Origin of the sequence: Bremerella sp. P1 (genome assembly GCF_028748185.1) — a bacterium.
Lineage (GTDB): Bacteria > Planctomycetota > Planctomycetia > Pirellulales > Pirellulaceae > Bremerella.
Window position 1 is genome coordinate 4900580 of record NZ_CP118164.1, and the last position, 19279, is coordinate 4919858.

General features: G+C 56.0%; 16 protein-coding genes. 10 read left to right on the forward strand and 6 right to left on the reverse strand.

All coding sequences use genetic code 11. From position 1 onward, the window contains the following. Nucleotides 1–15 precede the first annotated feature (15 nt). Nucleotides 16–1476, reverse strand: coding sequence for a leucyl aminopeptidase (locus PSR63_RS20630; protein ID WP_274327565.1), 1461 nt, complete (start codon nt 1474–1476; stop codon nt 16–18). Between the two features lie 153 nt (nt 1477–1629). Here PSR63_RS20630 and PSR63_RS20635 point away from each other — a divergent pair, with 153 nt between their 5' ends. The 3 genes from PSR63_RS20635 (at nt 1630) to PSR63_RS20645 (ending at nt 4314) form a co-directional block, all read left to right on the forward strand. Then, nucleotides 1630–2328 (forward strand): hypothetical protein, encoded by a 699-nt coding sequence (locus PSR63_RS20635; RefSeq protein WP_274327566.1) that lies wholly within the window; start codon nt 1630–1632, stop codon nt 2326–2328. 72 nt (nt 2329–2400) lie between these two features. Then, nucleotides 2401–3606: a hypothetical protein gene (locus PSR63_RS20640; protein ID WP_274327567.1), complete on the forward strand. Its 1206-nt coding sequence runs from the start codon at nt 2401–2403 to the stop codon at nt 3604–3606. 81 nt (nt 3607–3687) lie between these two features. Then, nucleotides 3688–4314: a hypothetical protein gene (locus PSR63_RS20645; RefSeq protein ID WP_274327568.1), complete on the forward strand. Its 627-nt coding sequence runs from the start codon at nt 3688–3690 to the stop codon at nt 4312–4314. On the opposite strand, the gene PSR63_RS20650 is transcribed toward PSR63_RS20645, so the two are convergent. After that, the gene (locus tag PSR63_RS20650; protein ID WP_274327569.1) at nt 4311–4529 is read right to left on the reverse strand and encodes a hypothetical protein; all 219 of its coding nucleotides are present in this window, start codon (nt 4527–4529) and stop codon (nt 4311–4313) included. The two genes, PSR63_RS20645 and PSR63_RS20650, sit on opposite strands and share 4 nt — an antisense overlap. A gap of 221 nt (nt 4530–4750) precedes the next feature. Here PSR63_RS20650 and PSR63_RS20655 point away from each other — a divergent pair, with 221 nt between their 5' ends. Together PSR63_RS20655 and PSR63_RS20660 are read left to right on the forward strand one after the other, a co-directional pair. After that, nucleotides 4751–6172 (forward strand): c-type cytochrome, encoded by a 1422-nt coding sequence (locus PSR63_RS20655; RefSeq protein ID WP_274327570.1) that lies wholly within the window; start codon nt 4751–4753, stop codon nt 6170–6172. Next, nucleotides 6172–7266: a hypothetical protein gene (locus PSR63_RS20660; RefSeq protein ID WP_274327571.1), complete on the forward strand. Its 1095-nt coding sequence runs from the start codon at nt 6172–6174 to the stop codon at nt 7264–7266. Before PSR63_RS20655 ends, PSR63_RS20660 begins: the two co-directional genes overlap by 1 nt. Nucleotides 7267–7269: 3 nt before the next feature. Here the strand turns inward: PSR63_RS20660 and PSR63_RS20665 are convergent, their stop codons facing one another. Further along, nucleotides 7270–8343, reverse strand: a complete 1074-nt coding sequence (locus tag PSR63_RS20665; protein ID WP_274327572.1) for a GNAT family N-acetyltransferase — start codon at nt 8341–8343, stop codon at nt 7270–7272. A 149-nt stretch (nt 8344–8492) separates the two neighbouring features. Next, the gene (locus tag PSR63_RS20670) at nt 8493–9395 is read right to left on the reverse strand and encodes a DUF1571 domain-containing protein (RefSeq protein WP_274327573.1); all 903 of its coding nucleotides are present in this window, start codon (nt 9393–9395) and stop codon (nt 8493–8495) included. 286 nt (nt 9396–9681) lie between these two features. Between PSR63_RS20670 and PSR63_RS20675 the strand changes: the two genes are divergently transcribed. After that, entirely contained in the window at nt 9682–10347 is a 666-nt protein-coding gene (locus tag PSR63_RS20675; protein WP_274327574.1) for an MBL fold metallo-hydrolase, read from the forward strand. 12 nt (nt 10348–10359) lie between these two features. On the opposite strand, the gene PSR63_RS20680 is transcribed toward PSR63_RS20675, so the two are convergent. Beyond that, the gene (locus tag PSR63_RS20680; protein ID WP_274327575.1) at nt 10360–12030 is read right to left on the reverse strand and encodes an ATP-binding protein; all 1671 of its coding nucleotides are present in this window, start codon (nt 12028–12030) and stop codon (nt 10360–10362) included. A gap of 197 nt (nt 12031–12227) precedes the next feature. Here PSR63_RS20680 and PSR63_RS20685 point away from each other — a divergent pair, with 197 nt between their 5' ends. From PSR63_RS20685 to PSR63_RS20700, 4 genes are all read left to right on the forward strand, one after another. Continuing rightward, nucleotides 12228–14249 carry a M28 family peptidase gene (locus tag PSR63_RS20685; protein ID WP_274327576.1) on the forward strand — a complete coding sequence of 674 codons (2022 nt, stop codon included), beginning with the start codon at nt 12228–12230 and terminating at the stop codon, nt 14247–14249. A 317-nt stretch (nt 14250–14566) separates the two neighbouring features. Then, nucleotides 14567–15220 (forward strand): OmpH family outer membrane protein, encoded by a 654-nt coding sequence (locus PSR63_RS20690; RefSeq protein ID WP_274327577.1) that lies wholly within the window; start codon nt 14567–14569, stop codon nt 15218–15220. A gap of 114 nt (nt 15221–15334) precedes the next feature. Continuing rightward, complete coding sequence (gene lpxC / locus PSR63_RS20695; RefSeq protein ID WP_274327578.1) at nt 15335–16240, forward strand: UDP-3-O-acyl-N-acetylglucosamine deacetylase; 906 nt, start codon at nt 15335–15337, stop codon at nt 16238–16240. 56 nt (nt 16241–16296) lie between these two features. After that, on the forward strand, nt 16297–17376 hold the full coding sequence (locus PSR63_RS20700) for a Gfo/Idh/MocA family oxidoreductase (RefSeq protein WP_274327579.1): 1080 nt from the start codon (nt 16297–16299) through the stop codon (nt 17374–17376). A gap of 302 nt (nt 17377–17678) precedes the next feature. On the opposite strand, the gene PSR63_RS20705 is transcribed toward PSR63_RS20700, so the two are convergent. Further along, nucleotides 17679–19250, reverse strand: a complete 1572-nt coding sequence (locus PSR63_RS20705; RefSeq protein WP_274327580.1) for an ABC transporter permease — start codon at nt 19248–19250, stop codon at nt 17679–17681. Nucleotides 19251–19279 lie beyond the last annotated feature (29 nt).

A 19279-nucleotide genomic window follows, 5' to 3' on the forward strand; every position in this document is an offset into this window, starting at 1 on the left:
TATATTTACGTAGTTTTAACGGGTAGCTTGGCGTCGCGCCAATTCCACCAGGGTACGAACCGCAAATCCGGTCGCTCCGCCACCGCAGTACGGTTTGGGTTTTTCCGCGAACGAAGGACCGGCGATATCGATATGCGTCCAGGGGGTTTCGTCAACGAATTCTTCCAGGAACTTCGCTGCCGTGATGGCTCCGCCCCAGCGACCGTCACCGACATTCTTGACGTCGGCGATCTGGCTTTTCATTTGTTCGCCAAACTCTGGGTACATCGGCAACTGCCACATTTTTTCGCCGGTGGTTAGCGCTGCCTGTTCCACTTCATGGCACCAGTCTGGCTCGTTGGTCATCAGGCCGGCGGTGTCCATGCCCAGGGCAACGACACAAGCACCGGTTAGCGTGGCCAGGTCGACGATGGCCATCGGCTTTTCATCGAGCGCCACATTCAGCACGTCGGCCAGAACCAGGCGACCTTCAGCATCGGTATTCAAAACTTCGATTGTCTTGCCGCTGCGCGAGTGGAGGATGTCACCCAGCTTGTAGCTGTCGCCAGAAACCATGTTCTCGACCAGGCCGCACAACGCAACGACATTGACCGGGATTTTCAGGGCTGCGATTGCTTTGATCGCACCCAGGACGGTCGCGGCACCGGCCATGTCGGCTTTCATGGTGATCATGCCGTCGGATGGCTTAAGCGAGAGACCACCGCTATCGAACGTGACTCCTTTGCCGACCAACGCCAGCGGTGGATCACCCTTCTTGCCGCCGTTATAGCGAACGATTACCAGGCGAGGATCTTTCACGCTGCCACGAGCGACGGCCAAAAGGCTACCGCATTTCTCTTCGGTCAGCTTGGCCTTGTCCCAGACCTCGATGTTCAGATCGTGATTCTCAGCAACGACGGCTGCTTCTTCCGCGAAGGTGGCCGGATAGATGTCGTTGGCACAGCGATTGACCAGCGAACGGGTCAGGCTGATGGCATTGCCCAGGGCGATACCCTTTTCCAGGACTTCTGGAGTCGCGCCGTTCCAGATGATCTCGCCGGGTGGGTTTTGCTTCTTTTCTTTGCGGTAAATGTCTTGGCCGTTGACCGCCGATGCTGCCCCGGCGATCGCTTGTTCCATCAGTTCGCTAGGCCAGAAGTCGTCCAGGTAGAACGCTGCTTTCTGGACCTTCTTGGCCGACAGAGCCACCGCGGCCGTGGCGGCTGCTTCGTAGGCTCGCTGCTGATTCAGATCTTCCTTCTTGCCGAGGCCGATCACGTAGATACGGGTGACGGCGAAGCCGCCGGGAGCCAGGATCGTGGTGACTTCGTTCGCTTTGCCCGTGATATCTTCCGATTCACGTAAACGCGTGATGCTTCCGCCGATGAGGGTATCTAGCTGGTTGGCAGGCGGCGAGAGGCCGTCTTCGTACGTTCCAACAACCAGGACATCTCCGGAGAAGTCGGAGATCTTATGTTCGGTACCGGTAACCTTCATCGATTTCGTCTCAGCTCGGCGGTTTGGGATATCAGCGGGATGCCCGCTGCAAACCTGTTATTGTATCGCTGAGACCGGTTTCTATACAGTGTGGAGAACCACGTGGGGTCGATATGGCCCAAATCGGTGGGGATTCGCACGCGGAGGTCAACGATGGTTTGTTTACGCTGCCTGATGCTGGTTACTCTTTTTTCGGCGTTTTTGCCGGCATTTGCCTGGGGGCAGTCGCCGCGGGTAATGGTCGAACTGGCGTTTGTCGAACGCACTAAGCAGGCGCCGGATCAAACGCCGCTGAAAGAGGAATTCGAGAAGCTGCTTCCCGAATCGGGACTGGCGAAGGAAGGTCTGGTTCCCTTTCTGGATGATTGGCTGCGAGTCCAGAATCGCGATCTGATCGAAATCGACCTGATGCAGTTGAAGGTCCCGCTGGGCGAAGAAGTCGAGTTCGCCACGCGGCACTCACTAGCGGCCAAGTTTCAAGATCCCAAGGCGATGTTCGAGGCCGCGGACATCCCGATGATGCCAGGCGAGAATCTGCTTAGCGATGGCTTGGAGGCAACCGTCCGCGTCGATAAGAAGCCAAGCGGAAAGCTGCACGTGCGTTTCCGTTTCGACAAACGCATGCCGGCGACGATGAAGAACGTTATCGACGCGGATCAGCCTGATGCACCGGCGGTGCCTGTTCTGCATCGGCAGTCGATCAATACACGCATCGAGTTAGATCCGCAGGAAACGTTTTCGCTGGGAGGTCTACTGCAGGTCAAGCGGCAAGACGGCAAGGAAGTGACCCGCGAACTGGTGATTCTGGTTCGTGTGCACCTGGCCGATCCGGCGCCGTTTCCAGCGGATTAGTTGCATGGCATCCATTCAGGGGGCTAGAATCGAGCCTGCGCGAGTCATTCTGCCTGAACAAGGAGCCCCCTCATGTCTCTCCGCATTCTTTTCTGTCTTGTTGCCTTTTCACTTTTCGCTGCCCCATCGCAGGTATTTTCTCAAGACGAAGCTGACGCGGCTGATGCCACAGAGTCGGCCACGGACAGTGCTCGCGAACGTGATCGAAGCCCTAGTCCTGTATCACGGATGTTCTCCTCGCTTGATACCAATGGCGATCGCCGACTCACCAGCGAAGAGGTCCAACGATTGCCTGCGTCGCTGAAGGCCCATTTTGCTAAGGGGCGAGAAGTCGAAAGTGTGGTCATCACCTTCGAGCAGTTCAACGATGGTATCGAAGAGCTTAAGAAAGGCACGCCCGAGCGGTTCCGACGCAACCGCGAGGAAGCAGCTCGTGCAGGCAACCCAACCGATCGCACGAGGTATTACCCCCGAGATACCCCTGTTGTCCAGGCCGACGCGAAGCCAGCCGCCGCAAACGACCAGCCGGTCAGACCAGTCAGGCAGTTAGTTGTCAAGCCAGAAGTCGTCCCCGCGAAAGCCTTCAAAGTCGAGATTGTTATGCTGCGTCGCACCAGTGACGCGCTACCGAGTCGAACTTTGGCCAGCGAGGTGTCGAGTGTGCTCGATGGTGCTGGTCCATCCCTTTCGGCTCGGATTCTTCCATGGCTGGCCGATCCCGATAGTCGTGGTGCCAGCCTGGTCGATTTGATCCAGGCTCAGTCGACCTACGGCGAGTCGATTCTCGTCCAGCGTGGCGGAAGCGAACCTTATGTCTCAGGCACCACTTCGATGGGCAGCCGAGGAAGGGCCGTTTCGTACAACATGCAGCAGGTAGGCACCATGGTGCGTGTCGAGTCAGCCACCATCAAAGATAGCGATAAGCTAGGTCTGTCGGTTCAATTCGAGAAGTCGTACCTCGAACAGGCCGCCGCCGACGATGATGAAGATGATGAGGACGACGCAGCGGAAGAGTCGACTGAACCCGCTGGCGGGGATGACGCCGAAACTGAGGGTTCATCCAACACATCCCCAGGCATATCCCCCCGTTCAAGTCGATCTACTTCGCCCTTTGCCCGCACACCGGTGAGCGAGCCGGTGCCGCCCCCGACGATCGCTACGATCACGGCTCAAGGCAAACTGGTCCTGCCGGCCGGTGAGGCTGGTATTCTGACGGAAATCGCCAAGCAAAGTGGCGATACATTCGAAGAAGTGGTCATTTTGGTTCAGTGGAACTGAATCGGCAGAAAACCATTGCGTGGTGGTATTCGTCGTAGCTGATGAGTACCTCCTCTCCCTTGGCTCATCGAAAGGATCATTATGCTCTGCCGCTTGACTGTGATACTGCTGACATTGTTTTTTACCGGGGCTGCTTCGGCTCAAACGGCCAAACCGGCCAACCCTACAAAGATCGGTTTAGAGCTGATGGTGGTAACCGTCGCCGTCGATGCACGCCACGGCGGCTTCGGCGAGGGTCTCATCGACGATATTTCGACGGTGGTGAAGCAGCACGAGTCCAAGTCTTGGAGCACCCTGCACGGCGCCATCCGTCGGCTGCTGCCCAAAGAAAGAGAGGCCATGGCGGCCGCTGTCGATGCTTACACGCTGCATACGTTTCCAGATCTGGAACAACGCGTGAACTTCGCCACCAATTTCGCAGGCGGGCCGGAACCGCATCGTGGCGGTCCACCGATACAAGCGGCCCAGACCAAAGTCACTGCCGTACCCTGGGTTTTGGACGAAGAGCGATTCGGACTCGGGATCACCGTGCTGAGCGAAGTGCCGGTGATCATCAGCGGTCACCACCCACCCCGCGAGCGGGAACAAACCGAGATGACCTCGAACACGCTGGTCGACGAAAACGAGGCCAGCATCGTCATGGCCCGCAGCCACAGCGATACGCACGTGCATACGCTTCTAATGGTGATTGCTCGCGTTTCGCGCTAGAAATCGCGATTCAGACATTTCCACTCAAAGAACTTGATGATCTCGCGACGTTGCGTCTCTCCGATGGCGAACGTGAGATCTTCGACGCCTGCTCGATTGGTCATCCTGACATAAACTCGACCGCTGTTCGGGTTTTCGTGGACGTGATGTACATGCTCTAGATTGACCATGTAGACTTCGCCATCGTCCGTCTTAACATGAAGAAACTCTGCCATACGCGGAACTCCGGGTAGTGCGATGGTGGTTTGTGCGCCTAAGCTATAGCGTATAGAAGGAATGGCATTTGCCGAAGCTGAATTGAACCAAGGATTCGATATTTCTTCGGCTTTCTCGTACTGCGGCAATATGCCGCACTGGGTTCTATCCCCTCGGCTTGTAAGGTAGGGGGACAGATATCCACTCGATTGACAACGTGCATTGAGGAAACTTCGCGACGATGGAAGTCTATCCGGTCAATCAATACGACCCGCTGATGCCAGGGATTTTGATGGCGATTGTGGCGGTCGTTCACGTCTTTCTCGCCCAATTTGCGGTGGGCGGGGGCATGCTGCTGTGTTATTTCCAGTGGCTGGCGATGACAGGCCGCTGCGCCAATGCCCGCCTGTTTGTGCATGGCTACTTTAAGTGGCTGGTACTGATCAGCTTCGTAGCCGGGGCAGTGACCGGAGTTGGTATCTGGTTCACGGCCATCCAGGTCAGTGCCCCGACCATCGGCGAGATGATTCGTAATTTCCATTGGATCTGGGCGACGGAGTACCTCTTCTTTCTGCTGGAAATCTTCGCCGGGTATCTCTTTTACCGCTATCACCGAAACATCAGCGATGCGGCCTGTTTGAAGTTACTGGGCATGTACGCGTTTGCGGCGTGGATGAGCCTGTTTTTGATCAATGGGATTATCAGCTGGCAGCTTACGCCAGGCGGATGGATCGAAGGGCATTCGATCGTCGCAGGGTTCTTCAATCCGACGTTCTGGCCGAGCTTGTTCTTCCGCACGATTGTGGCGTTGACGCTCTCTGGATTGGTAGCGTGTATCGTGGTGAACACGATGTCCAAGCTCCAGCAGGAAGAGAAACGCACCCTGATCAACTATGCGGCCCACCTTCTGGTTCCGATGGTGCTGATGCCGATCCTGGGTGGCTGGTTCATGCTGGCCATGCCGGAAGACAGCCGTGCCTGGGTGATGGGGGGCAGCCCCGCGATGACCTTGTTCATGAATATCTCGGTTGGGGCGTCGGTCGCGATCGGTGGGTACGCTTTCATCGGCATGTTTCTGCAGAAGCTGTACATCAACGGAGCCACGGGCACACTGCTGCTGATGCTCGCCTTTGGGGCGACCGCTGGTGGGGAATTCGTTCGCGAAGGTTCCCGAAAGCCTTATTCGATTCGCTACTGGATGTACTCCAATGGGATCTTTCCTGATGAGGTCGCCCAGATGCGAAAGGATGGCTGCCTGGCGAACGACCCGTATCCTCTGACCGAGGGAACGAAAGTCGCCGGCGAGATCACAACCCGTGGAGCCAAGGTTTTTCGACGCCAGTGTGCCGTGTGTCATACGGTGGTCGGTATCAATGGCGTGACCGAGCTGACGAAGACCTGGGACGAGGATCAGATGCGAATGAATTTCGCCAAGCTGCAGCACACCAAGCCATTCATGCCACCGTTTGCTGGCACGCCGGAGGAACTCGAATCGCTGGTTCGTTATCTGAAGTGGGTTGAGCACGGGGATGATGACGCGGCGGAAGCACCGTTGGAAGAAGAAGCCTTGACCAATATTCAAAAATGGTTGGACGCGGCGGGAACCGAGCCGGCGTCAGGCTTGCATCAGCGATCGGATGTTGCCATGAAGGGAGGCCGCTAATGCCGTTTCCCTTTGACTTGCCCATGACGTCGCTGACGTACATGCTGCTGTACCTGGCGACCTTCGTCACGCATCACCTTTCGATGCATTTCGTTGTGGCTGGCTGTCTGACGATCGTAGGTGCCAGCGTTTGGTATCGCACCGACAAAGAAGCCCTGCTGGCGAATCCCGTGATCCGCGTACTGCGCGACTGGATGCCATTTGGGTTGAGTGCCGCGATTACCTTTGGGGTCGCGCCGCTGCTGTTCGTGCAGATTCTCGAACCGTACAACTTCTACACCGCCAACCTATTACTGGGCTGGCGATGGATGGTGGTTATCCCTGCGTTGATCGCCGCGTTTTATCTGTTGTACGTGCTCAAGAGTCAGTGGTTTGAACGACTAGCCTGGTGGCAGCGAGCACTGGTCGCGGCGGTGAATGCTGGGCTGTTCGTGTTCATCGGGTTCTGCTGGACCGCGAATCATTTGGTTTCCAGCCAGGCGGATGCCTGGCCCGAGTCTTTCGCTAGTGGTGTATTGCCGCTGGCCGCGGTGCAGGTTGTTTCCCGTTCGATGGTCTGGCTGAGCGTGGCATTCGTGAGCATGGCTTCGGTCGTGACGGCACAACTGGCCTACCTTCGTGAAGGAACTGCAACCGACGAAGACTTACCGACCGTCGGTTGGTTACGCTGGCTGGCCCTCGCCGGACTAGGTCTATTTGCCGTGGCTTCGCTAACCGCTATCGGAGTTTCCATCCCTGGTTTCGCCGCCGTGAACAAGGGTGCGGGTTACCTTTGGTTGGGACTGGGCTTGGTCCTGTGGGCCGGGCAGATCGCGCTTTGGTATTCCGAATCCATGGCCACCAGTCGCAACTGGATTGGGCCGCGGCTGGGGCTGCTTGCCGGGATGCTCTTTTGCGGCGCGGTCGTGCGAGAACTGATCCGTGTCGCATCGATCGACTTCGCGGCCCTGATTCCCAAGCATGAAGAGGCCGGCGAGGTCCAGGGCTTCAGCCTGTTTCTGGTCACGGCCGTCATCGTGATTGGCCTGATGACGCTGAGCGTGTGGTGGGTACGGCAATCGTTTCAGGAAGAAGAAGTCGATATCGACTCGTAATCGCTATCGAAACGCCATCCATTGTCGGAAGCGGCGCGTCGCCAGGATGGGGGCTTCGAGTTGTTTCCGCCATGGGGAACGCCGAATGGCTTGGTTCAGTTTGTTCCAACTGGCCAGGATGGTCGGCATGGCGAAGCGGAAGTCGATACCACCTTCCAATAGCGGTAACACGTCGGTCGAGAACTCGTACTTGTAGCGTTCTTCCCCTTTGCCAAAGTCAATCCGCTGGATGCCATGCTCCGCGGCGGCGGAAGCTAATTCCAGCAGAATCACAAGGCCCGGCGAGTAGTTCTGCAGGTCTCGGTTATAGGCCGGAAACCAGATCTGCATGGCCGTGCTGCTGGCGAGACCCAGGTGAACCGCGGCGAGTTGGTCGCCGGCCCACAGCGCCGACAGTGGTGCCGAGAACTCCGGGCTTTTCTCAGACCGAATCGATTGAAGCAGTTCGTGTACCCAGTCGTAGCGGAAGATATCGAGCGTGTTGGTACGGACGTACTGCTCGGACTTCCACTTCACCAGCGCGTCCCAGACCTCAGGGGCGTCGGTATTGTATTCAAAGCGAAGCGGTCCCACTTCGCGAGCCAGTTTGCGTTGTTTCCGCTGCGTCTGCTTAATCGCGGAAGAGCCTCGCTCGCGGAGCTTTTCAGTATAGGCGTCATAGCCGCTTGAGAGGTCCATGAAAGGGGACTCGGAGCGTGCCCAGGCGAACGGCTCGAGCTCGGTGCGCCAGACCGGGGCGTGATCGAATCGCCACGAGCGAATACCGCAAGCTTTTACGATCTCGCGTGGGTCGAACGCGAAGTCCTGCGGCACGATCATGCCGTGGAATTCAGACAGGCGACCGGTGACCGCGGACGCGCATTGATTGTCGCCACGCTGAAAGGGGAAGAAGGCCTGAGGCTTACCGTTCTCGGAAACGATGGCGACTTCCACGTCGCTTCGCACACGGGACGCAGCCAGGGTGAGTTCGGGACGATAGTATCCACTATCGAGCGTTGGATTGTTGGCCAGGATGGATTTCCAGGCAGCCAGCTCTCCTGGCGTGAGGGCATTTCCAGCGCGGAGTTGAACGTTCATGCAGGCAATCGCCGGGGCATTCGATGGGAACCACCGCAAAAGGGTGGGGTATGGGGGCTACCTGTATCGTAATTGGTGATGCCGGCGCATAAAAAATCCCGGCCCTTTAGGACCGGGATTTTGAGCGTTATCAAAGTCGGCTAATCGTCTTAAACGTTAAAACCGTACTTATCGTTATGCGGATCGAAGTCTGCATCGGTGAAGCCATTGTTAAGCTTCAAATTCATGTAGGTGTACTCTTCCAACATGGGTGGCTCGCCGCCTTGTTGCTTTGGCCAGTCCCACGAAGCGAAGCGAATCGGCACTTGCAATTCGTCGTCGATGAAGACGTGAGCTTTGTGGAAGCGGAAGTTCTTGCGAGGCACTGGGTGAATCACTTCGATCACGGTGCAGACGCGACCGTTGATCTTGGCACCGTTGTAGAACTTCACATCGCACTCGCCGTACTGCATGTCCTGCTTGGCGACTTCGATCAGCCGGACAATCAAGTTTTTGATACCGATGTCGGTGATCGGGTAACGCTGACCACGCATGGCCAGGGTACCGTTGGGATCAAGCGAAACGGTCACGTGCTTGAGTAGCGCCGTTCCTTCATGAGCCATCAGGTTGCCGTTGTTGTGACCCTTCACGTACAGCACTTCACGACCCTTCAAGTTCGAAGGCTTCAGGAAGTACATGTAAACGCTGAATGGTGCAAGGACCTGACCGCGTTGGTCGATCTGCTCGTTGCGGATCTTGGTATACATGAACTCTTGATCGCCGAGCTTGCCGTTGATCTGTTCACGTTTAACCAGGGTGCATTCGTAGTCACGAATGTTCGAGTTAATGCTTTGCAGCCCGCGTTCGGCGAGTTCCAGGGCCGGGGTCAGCGGATGCTGAGCGGCTACCTGCTGGACCTGCTGCGTGGGATTGTTCGTACGGTTGGAAACCCGATAAACAGGCTCACGTAGGCCCTGACGTTGATCCTCACCGTAAGTCGCCCGGGTCAGCCCGCAGGCTAGAGCCGTACCGCCAGCGAGTAGCGTACGACGCGAAATGAGGGACTTGGTCATGATCAATCTCCGTTATTATTCCGGTCTTTATAATTCTCGCGTTCCGTGCGAGGAAAAGTACGTTTCGCCGTAAGTTTGATGAGGTGGCGATTGCTAGCAATTGTTTCTGCCAACATGAGCGAAAGAATGCTCTAGAGCGTCTTATCGCAATGTTGATGCCGGCAAGATAAATACCTTCCAAACGAGCGTTAAAGTTTTACAGATTACCAAGAACTCGCCAGATGGTTTATCATGCGCAATCACTGTATCTAATTTTGTCCGCAAAGTGGAGTGCGATCTTTTGCCAATGGCTGAGATCAATTTTTTACGCATCGTCAGTATGCCGTTCGATGAAAACACGTATGTCCTTTATCGGGAAGGGCTTGCGTCATGCGTGGTCGTCGATCCTGGTTTAGAGCCAGAAAAAATAGTGCAAGTGCTTAAGGAGCGGAATCTTGATGTTGTCGCCATTTTGAACACCCACGGGCATAGCGACCACATCGCTGGCAACGGCACCATGAAGCAGCTGTATCCTGATGCCCCCCTAGTGATTGGGCACGGAGATGCCGAAAAGCTGACCGACCCGATCAAGAACCTAAGCGGCCAGTTTGGCCTCCCATTGATCAGTCCGAAAGAAGATCAGACCGTAAAGGGTGGCGATACTTACTCCGCCGCGGAGATTGATTTTGAGGTTCGCGAGACACCTGGGCACAGTGTGGGCCACGTCATCTTTATCGTGAAGGATGGTGCCCGGACCATCGTGTTGGGGGGGGATGTTCTGTTCAAGGGAAGCATCGGTCGAACCGACTTCCCGGACGGAAGCTTCGCCGACTTGAAGCAAGCGATCGAAGAAGAGATCTTCACTCTGCCCAACGATACGATCGTTTTGCCGGGGCACGGGCCAGCCACGTCCGTCGGTGATGAGATCGAAGGCAACCCGTTTGTTGGAAAGCCGGCCGGGTACAAACGATAACAGGCCCAGCGGTTAATAGCGGGTTTCTTCCGTCGGCACCGCGATCCAGGGGAAATACATGAGGAACTTGGTTCCTGTCCCTGGCTCGCTTTCGACCAGCACGTCGCCACCGTGCTCTTGCAGGATCTTTTTGGTCACTGGCAAGCCAAGCCCGGTGCCGCGGTTTCCCTTGGTCGATTCAAAGGCGGAGAAGATCCGCTCCAGCATTTCGGCAGGTATCCCTTGCCCGTTATCTTCCACCGTGCAGACGAGCTCTCGCGATGCTTCGCGGAATTCGGTTGAAACGATTACCCGCGGCTCTTCGGCTTCGCTGACGGCGTCGATGGCGTTGCTGACCACGTTCAATGCCGCCCGATGGATCCCTTCTTCGTCGAACAGTCCCATCGGCAGGTCGATATCGGGGCGGAACTCGAGCAGGACGCCGATCTCCTTGGCTCGGGTTCGCATCAAGTTGACGACGTCTTCGACCACGTCGTTGAGCGACGCATTGCTGCGGTCTGGCTCGCGTTCCTTGCTGAAGGAAAGCATGTCCATTACCAAATGGGCAATACGGTCCTGGTTGCGGGAAACGATGCCCCAGCCATGCTGAACGACATCGAGTTTTCCCGACTTGATGCCTTCTTCGATGATGTAGCTACCGCCGTGGATGCCTTGCAGGATGTTCTTCACATGGTGGGAAATTGCGGCCACGGCCTGTCCCATGGCCGCCAGTCGTTCGCTGCGCACCACCGCCGAGTAGTAGTGTGTGTCTTCCACCGCCAGAGCAGCCTGGTGAGCGATCGCGATCATTAGCTTCAAATGTTCTTCGGTGAAGCGTGATTGGGTGGTCGACGACGTCATGTCAGGCGGAATGAACGTATCGATGTAAATGGCACCGACAATGCCGTAGCGGCCTTGCATGGGAACGCAGATCGCTTCGTTCACGCCGCTATTGATGATGCTTCCTTCCGGCGACCAGCGTTGGTCGTCCTGGGCATCGGTGGTGAGCACCCCTTCGCGATTGGTCAGCACATAGTCAAGAATTGTACGGCTGATGGTGATCGCTTCGTCGACGCCCGAGCGTCCTTCGCGAACACGCTGGGCTTTCGCTTCGGGTAGCTTGGTTTGTGAGTCGATCAGCACGATACAAGCACGGTCTGCCTCGACCCAGTTGAAGATTAGCCCCAACAGGTAATCGAGCAGTTGATCGATATCGAGCGTGCGACTGACCGCCAAGGCCGTATCGTAGATCAGCTGCAGATTGTCTTGCAGATGCTGCGATTCGCCTGGCTCGCGAAGTTCTGAAGGCAGAAAAATCTGGCTGCCTTCTTCGTGGCGAATCGAATGAATGATCCGCGAACCTTCGCGATGCTTTTCCTGCAGACTCACACTAATGGGGCGTGTCGCCGGAGCAGATGCCGTATGCGTGAAAATCATCAGCGTATGGCCCAGCTGCAAGCGATCCCCATGTGTCAGCTGACATTCGGTAACCCGCTTCTGGTTGACGTAGCAGCCGTTGGAGCTTTGCAGGTCGACCAGCATGAAGCCGCTGTCGTTCATGCGGATTTCGGCATGTCGACGGGAAATCTCGGTATCGTGCAGAACGATCTCGTTTCCGCGATCTCGACCAATCGAGATCATATCGCGGGCCAATTCGAATCGGCGTCCCTGGTCGTCGCCTTGGATGACAAATAGTGAAGCCAAACTGGAAATCTCGGGGAAGGGCGACTCGGCGGACAGAACGTGTTGAAATTCAACTCGGATATGATTTTACGACGATTGGCCATCGGCTGGCAATGCGCTATAGCAACGGTTGACGCCGTGGGGCCTACGGAAAAGAATCGAAGGTTGCCCAACTTCCCCCAAATCGGTGAATCCCTCCTTCGCGGAAAAACGCATCCATGCCCAACCTAACCATGCTCTCGCGTTCTTTCTTTCTTTTGCTGCTTTTGGCGACCCCATCTGGTCTGCTGGCTGAAGATGCCGCGGTTGCCGCTGGCGAAGCATCGAGCACAGCTGCTTTGAAGCACACCCTTGGCTACCTGGCCTCCGACGAGTTGAAAGGTCGAGGTATCGGCAGTGACGGTTTGGAAGAAGCCTCGCAGTATGTCGCCAAGCAGTTTGAGGCGATCGGCCTGAAAACCGACTTGGTGAACGGATCGCCATTTCAGGAGTTCGAGGTCAACGTATCGTCCGAGATGGGATCCAAGGACAAGAACGTGCTGAAGATAGTCTCGGGCGAAGAAGCTAAGGAATTAAAGCTGGGTGAAGATTTCACACCCCTGTCGGTGGGTGGCAGCAACCAGTTCGATGCCCCGCTGGTATTTGTGGGCTATGGGATTTCGGCTCCCAAGCTGGAATACGACGAGTACGCCGACATCGACGTCAAGGGGAAGGTGGTCGTGATCCTGCGGAAAGAGCCGCAGCAGGGCAATCCGCATAGCGTGTTCGACGGTACCAAGGCCTCGCAGCATGCCCTGTTCAGCCGCAAGATTTCTAACGCTTATCAAAACGGAGCCGCCGGCGTTATTCTGATCAACGATGACCAAGGGCTCGACCAGATTCGTGCTCACGTGAAAGCCGCATTCGATACCGCAGTGGCTGATCTGGTGAAGCTTCAGCAAGAGTACTCGGCCAAGGAGATGCATTCGCCGGAAGATGTCAAAGCGTACTTGGGAGACGTCACCAAGCTGAGCAAGAGGATTGCCGAGTACGGTGAGTCACTCGAAGAGGGCATGGATGAGGTGATTCCCCTCACTGGGGCAGGGGCCGAATCGACCCGCCCGAATTTCCCGGTTATGTTCGCCAAACGAAGTGTCTTCGAGCCGCTGATCGAAAAACAATTCGGTAAATCGCTCAGTGATATCGAAATGGGAATCGATCACACCTTGAAGCCAGTCGTCGGGACCCTGGAAGGTTGGAAAGCCGTCGGCGAAACCGATATCGTTCGTGAAACGGCGACTGTTCATAACGTGATTGGCATGATCGAGGCCCCCAACGCCACCTCGGACGAAGTCATTATTATCGGGGCTCACTACGATCACCTCGGCATGGGGGGCTCTGGCAGCCTGGCACCTTTGACCCACGAGATTCATAACGGTGCGGACGATAACGCCTCGGGAACGACTGCCTTGCTGGAAGTTGCTCGTCGGTTGGTGACGAAGAAAGATCAGCTGCGACATCGAATCCTGGTGATCGCTTTCACCGGCGAGGAAGAAGGGCTACTGGGCAGTGCTCACTATGTGAAAGAGCCTGTTATTCCGCTCGATAAGACGCTCATGATGTTCAACATGGACATGGTGGGCCGCCTGAACGAGAACAAGCTGATCGCGATGGGAAGCGGCACGGCAGAAATGTTCGAGCCCCTGTTGGATCACTTGAACGAGAAGCACAAGTTCGAGCTCACCAAAGATCCAGGCGGATTCGGTCCCAGCGATCATGCATCGTTCTACGCCAAGGAGTTGCCTGTGCTGGCCCTGTTCACTGGGACGCATAACGACTACCACCGCCCCAGCGACGATGCCGACAAGATCAACTACGAGGGGATGGCCCGGATTATTGATTACGGGATCGATTTTCTTATCGCGATCGACAAGGCCAACGACCGGCCGCAATATGTCGCCGTCAAATCCAAGCAGCCCGAGATGCGAGGCGGATCTCGCCCCTACTTCGGCAGCATTCCGGACTTCACGGTGATCGGCAAAGGGTATGGCATCCAAGGAACCAGCCCTGGTAGCCCCGCCGCGGATGCCGGTATCAAGGGAGGTGACATCCTGATCGATTTGGGCGGAAACCGAATCGGCGGACTCGAAGACTTTGATGCCGCACTGCGGAAATTCAAAGCTGGCGACAAGGTCGAGGTAGTTGTCCTGCGTGAAGGAAACGAAGTGAAGCTGACCGTCACCCTGGCACCCCCACGATAGCACGCTTTTAATCTGGGAAGACCTGCGAGCATGGGTATCTGCCAGAGCCCATGCTAGCCCACAATTCGGGCTGGTTTTGCCGCGTGAGTGGGGTTTTCCTCGCGGGTGCCGAACCACCTTTGCCGATAGGGCGTAGTAACCTCGCGAAGGTCTAAATCCGGGCCGAAAAGTGCGAGGCAAGAAAATACTCAGATTGCACTTTACGTGATCGCGGCACTTCGGCAAAATGTCGCGACTTTCCCGTTCAGACTGCGATTTCGCAATCGTTTTATTGTTCCGTGGCAGCCACCCGCCATGGGCTGATCCACGAGATGGTCATGAGGACCAGTTTTGTCCAGCAAGGAGTGCTGAAAGTGAAGCGAATTCTCTCTTGTTTCTGTGTTGCGGTCGCGTTGACCGCTTTCTGTCAAGTCAGCACTGCCTCGGCCCAGCAGGCCAGTGCCGGTAACATTGCCGTGATCGACATCCCGGTCATCTTCAAGAACCATGCTTTGTTCAAGAAGCAAATGGACGAATTGAAGGGCTCGGTCGATGCAGCAGAGCAGGCTCTGACTCAAGATCGCGACCAGATGAAGAAGATGGTCGAAGAGCTGCAAGGCTACAAAGCCGGTACCCCGGAATACAAAGCCTTGGAAGAACGTATGGCCAAAGTTCAGGCCGACCTGCAGGTCAAAGTTGGTTTGCAGAAGAAGGAATTCATGGAACGTGAAGCCCGTGTCTACTTCAACACCTACAACCAAGTGACGCAGACGGTTTCGACCTTCGCTCAACGTCACAACATCACCTTGGTGCTGCGTTACAACAGCAACGAAATTGATCCAACCAACCGTCAATCGGTTCTGGAAGGTGTCAATCGTCCGGTGATCTACCAAAACCAGATCGACATCACCTACGACATTCTGAACATCCTGAACAACGGTGTTCAACGTAATGCAGCCGTCCCTGGCAGCCAGGTTCCACTGCCTCGCTAGTAAGTCGGACTCGCATTTTGATGGTTACAACGAACAAAGGCGAGGCCGCAAGGTTGGTCTCGCCTTTTTCGCTTTAATGATTTTCTTCGCCGCACTTGGCTAGACTTTGCCTCTATGAACTCCGCATCCCTCGCCAATCACGGCGAACCGATCGCACGATTTCAACAAACTCTTAAAGCTTCCGCATCCGTCTCGGGACGCGGGTATTGGAGCGGTAAAGAAGTGACTGTTCGCTTCGAGCCAGCCCCAGAAGACACCGGCATTGTCTTCGTTCGCGAAGACTTGGAAGGTGCACCGCAAATTCCTGCCCTGGTCGATTACCGGGTAGAAGTTCCTCGCCGCACGAACCTGGTTTATCAGGGCGCGACGGTCGAGATGGTCGAACACGTTCTCGCAGCACTGGCCGGCCTACAGGTCGACAACTGCTACGTCCACGTCGATTCAGCCGAGATGCCCGGCATGGACGGATCCGCCAAGGACTACGTCGAGCAGGTCCTGGCTGCCGGTATTGAAACACAAACCGCCCCGCGTGCCGTTTTGGCAATCTCCGAAGTGGTTCGCGTTGGTGATGACGAGTGCTGGGTGGAAGCTCGCCCGAGTGGATCGAAGCGGATGAAATTCAAATACCGCTTGGATTTCGGCAACGAAGGCCTGATTGGCCGAGAGACACTCGAAGGCAAAATCAGCCCCGAATATTTCCAAAATGAACTAGCTCCGGCTCGCACATTTTTGCTACTTCAGGAAGCAGAATGGCTGCGTCAGCAAGGGCTGGGAACGCATGTCGATTTTAGCGAGTTGTTGGTCTTTGGTCCGGAAGGTCCGATCGACAACGAACTCCGCTTCGAGGACGAATGTGTTCGTCACAAAGTTCTCGATCTGTTCGGAGACCTGGCCCTGGCAGGTTGCGATATCCAAGGAACGGTCATCGCGAATCGTAGCGGTCATCGTTTGAATGCAGAGCTGGTTAAGCAGCTTCTGAAGGAAAATCAGGTTGCCTATTTGTCGCGGCGGACCGCCTGATTTTTCTAAGTTGAACGCTTCGTAACGCCGTGCGACCTAAACAGAGGAAGTTGGCAATGCGTCAGGTAAGACTCGCGGTCATTGGGACCGGCCACCTGGGAAAAATCCACGCCAAATTGGCCAAGGGTATCTCGGCATTCAAGCTGGTCGGCGTGGTCGATCCGGCCAAAGAAGCTCGAGATGCTTTCTGCAAAGAGCACAAGATCAAGGGCTATGACGACGTCAGCGAAATCGCTTCCCAGATCGACGCCGCCGTCATCGCCACTCCCACGCTCTATCACAAAGACGTCGCCGCGCCGCTGTTGAGTGCCGGCAAGCATGTCTTGATCGAGAAGCCGATCACGCTGACCACCGAAGACGCCGATGAACTGATCGAACTGGCCGAGCAGCACCGCAGCGTGCTACAGGTTGGCCATGTCGAACGTTTCAATCCGGCTTTTCGCGAGGCTTGCAAGAAGGTTGATTCGCCACGCTTTATCCGCGGCGAACGCACCAGCGGCTATACGTTCCGCTCCGTGGACGTCGGTGTCACGCTTGACCTGATGATCCACGATATCGACCTGGTCTTGTCGCTGGTTCGCAGTCCGGTTGTCGATGTTCAGGCAACGGGGCTCACCGTATTCGGTCCGCACGAAGACATTGTTGAGACGCGTCTGACCTTTGCCAACGGTTGTGTGGCAAACTTGACCGCTTCTCGTGCCAGCTTCAATCCTTCGCGGCACATGGAAGTCTTCAGCGATGCCGGCTTTGTCGGTGTCGACTTTACGACTCGCAAAGTGAAGTCGATCGTGGCCGACGACATCGTCAAGCAGGGTGCCGCTCAGGTGCACGGCCTTTCCGCTGAAGGAAAGGGTTGGGTACGCGACAATTTGTTCTCGACTGTTTTGCCTTGCCAAGAGATCGAAGTCGCACCTGGCAACGCAATCGATGCCGAGCTGCGAGAATTCGCCGATTGTATTCAACGTGGTTTGACGCCGACCGTTACCGGTCAGGCTGCCCGGGAAGCACTGTCGGTTGCTTTGAAGATCAGTGACGCCGTCCAGCAGCATCGCTGGGATGGTGGCAACTTCAACCTGGTTGGTCCCACCATGCGACCCGAGCCAAAACACGTTGTGGCAATCAAAAAGGCCGCATAACGTCGTTCAACAGATACAAACAAAAAAACCACCGTCGGAAAACGGTGGTTTTTTTGTTGTATGGCCCGGCGAGACCTCGTCAGGGTGGCCCAGAGTTTTATCTCTGGGTCGGCGCAGCCGACAAGCGGCTAATGAATGGACCTCACTTAAGATAGAAACGTTCTATCTTGTTCTCACCTATTGCATGAGCCGCGTGTGACCTACGGCCACCCAGAGATAAAACTCTGGGCCACCCAGGACTCGTTATGTAGACCTGGATCTAATGGGATTGCTCCTGCGGCAAGGCGAGTGCGTCTGGTCGACTAGGCCAAGTCGCGATCTTCAAACAAGATCAGGGCCAGCAGCATGGTGAGTGCTCCGTACAGGATCGTATACATGGCCGCACCCGCGATGTACATCATCGGGATCTCGCGCCCGGCGGAGATGGCACCGTAGATTTCAAAGTTTTTGAGCACCGGTAATATCGTCGCGACGAAACTCGCCACGAACTGCACCGGTTCGAACCCTTCGACCGACGCCTCCATAATAGACGGCGTTAAGTGCCCCAGGGCCCAAATACCAAAGGTGAGCATGAAGTTGGCGACCATGGGAAGCCGTGTCGAGATGGCCACCGAAACGCCAGCGAGAACCAACGTTTCCATGTAGACCAGCAGCACGCCCGGCGTGACCGACATGGCTTCATGGTGCAGCAGTTGCCAGGTAACGCCCTTTTCACCTTCGTACTCGATCGTTGCCCCTTCGCGTTTGTCGAAGATCGGCTTTTGAGCGACTGCGACCACGAAGACGGAACTAATCATGATGAACAGGACGCTCACCAGCCAGGCAATGCCGGCAAACTTGCCAAGTACGAACTGACGACGGCTAACCGGCTTGGAAAGCAGCGTGAGAGCGGTTCGCCCTTCGATTTCTTCGGAAACACTTCGGCTGGCAGCCCAAACGGCAACGACAATTCCAAGTACCATCATGGCCTGCAGGCAGGTGTGCTTGAGCACCTTGATGTCTTCGCCGAAGGTTTGATACGGAATGTAGATCGAGGCCACCATGAACAAACAGCCAACGACCGCACAAATCAAAAACAGGAGTTGGTAGATTTCGCTGCGAACGGTCGCTTCGGCAATGGCCGACATCTTGGGCAGCACGCAGACCATCGCGAAGTAGCTGCCGTAAATCAGAAAGACCAGCGCGGCGATGAAGAAGATCGACTCGGCTTCGATGTGCTCTGGCTCGGTGACGATCGTAATATCCATTTGAATATCAGAGTTCGTGATGTTTCGAGCGTAGAGGTCGATCGTTTCGCCGGCCGGGATCTTTCGCAGCAGCGTACCACGGTCACCGCGTCGCCACTCGAAGCGTTCACCACCACTGACGTCAAAGGCGACCACGTCTTCGTCTGTGTCTTGCAGTCGAGCGACGAGTTCGATCTTACCGGTGCTGTCGACCGTCATCTTTCGCAGTTGATCGGTCAGCACGGTGATCTCAAGCGACTCGGCCGGAACGTTGCCGAACTTATCCACTTCGCCCGAGGCTACGGGAACGACAATCTCGGTCGTTGATTCCCCGGTGGTTGGAATTTGTTTCAGCGAGTTGAGGATCTCCATCGAGTTGGGGACCATCGGCACCAGGGCAAAGGCCAATACGACCCAGATACCCATGACCACCGAGATCGGCATCAACACAGGGCCTTTGAGTGCCTGAGTGCAGCGGCCACCGAGTTTCGGCGAAACCGCCAGCAGCAATGCCCATAGCAGGGCCACGGCTAAAAGACCAAGAACCACGCCAACGGCGAACAGCCAAACAGCTGTGGCCAGATGTTGGCGGTTGAGTTCTGCGATGTAGAAGAAAAAACCAAACAGGGAAGAGTTGATCGGGATCATATAGGAATAGCGAGTTGTCAGCCACGAAG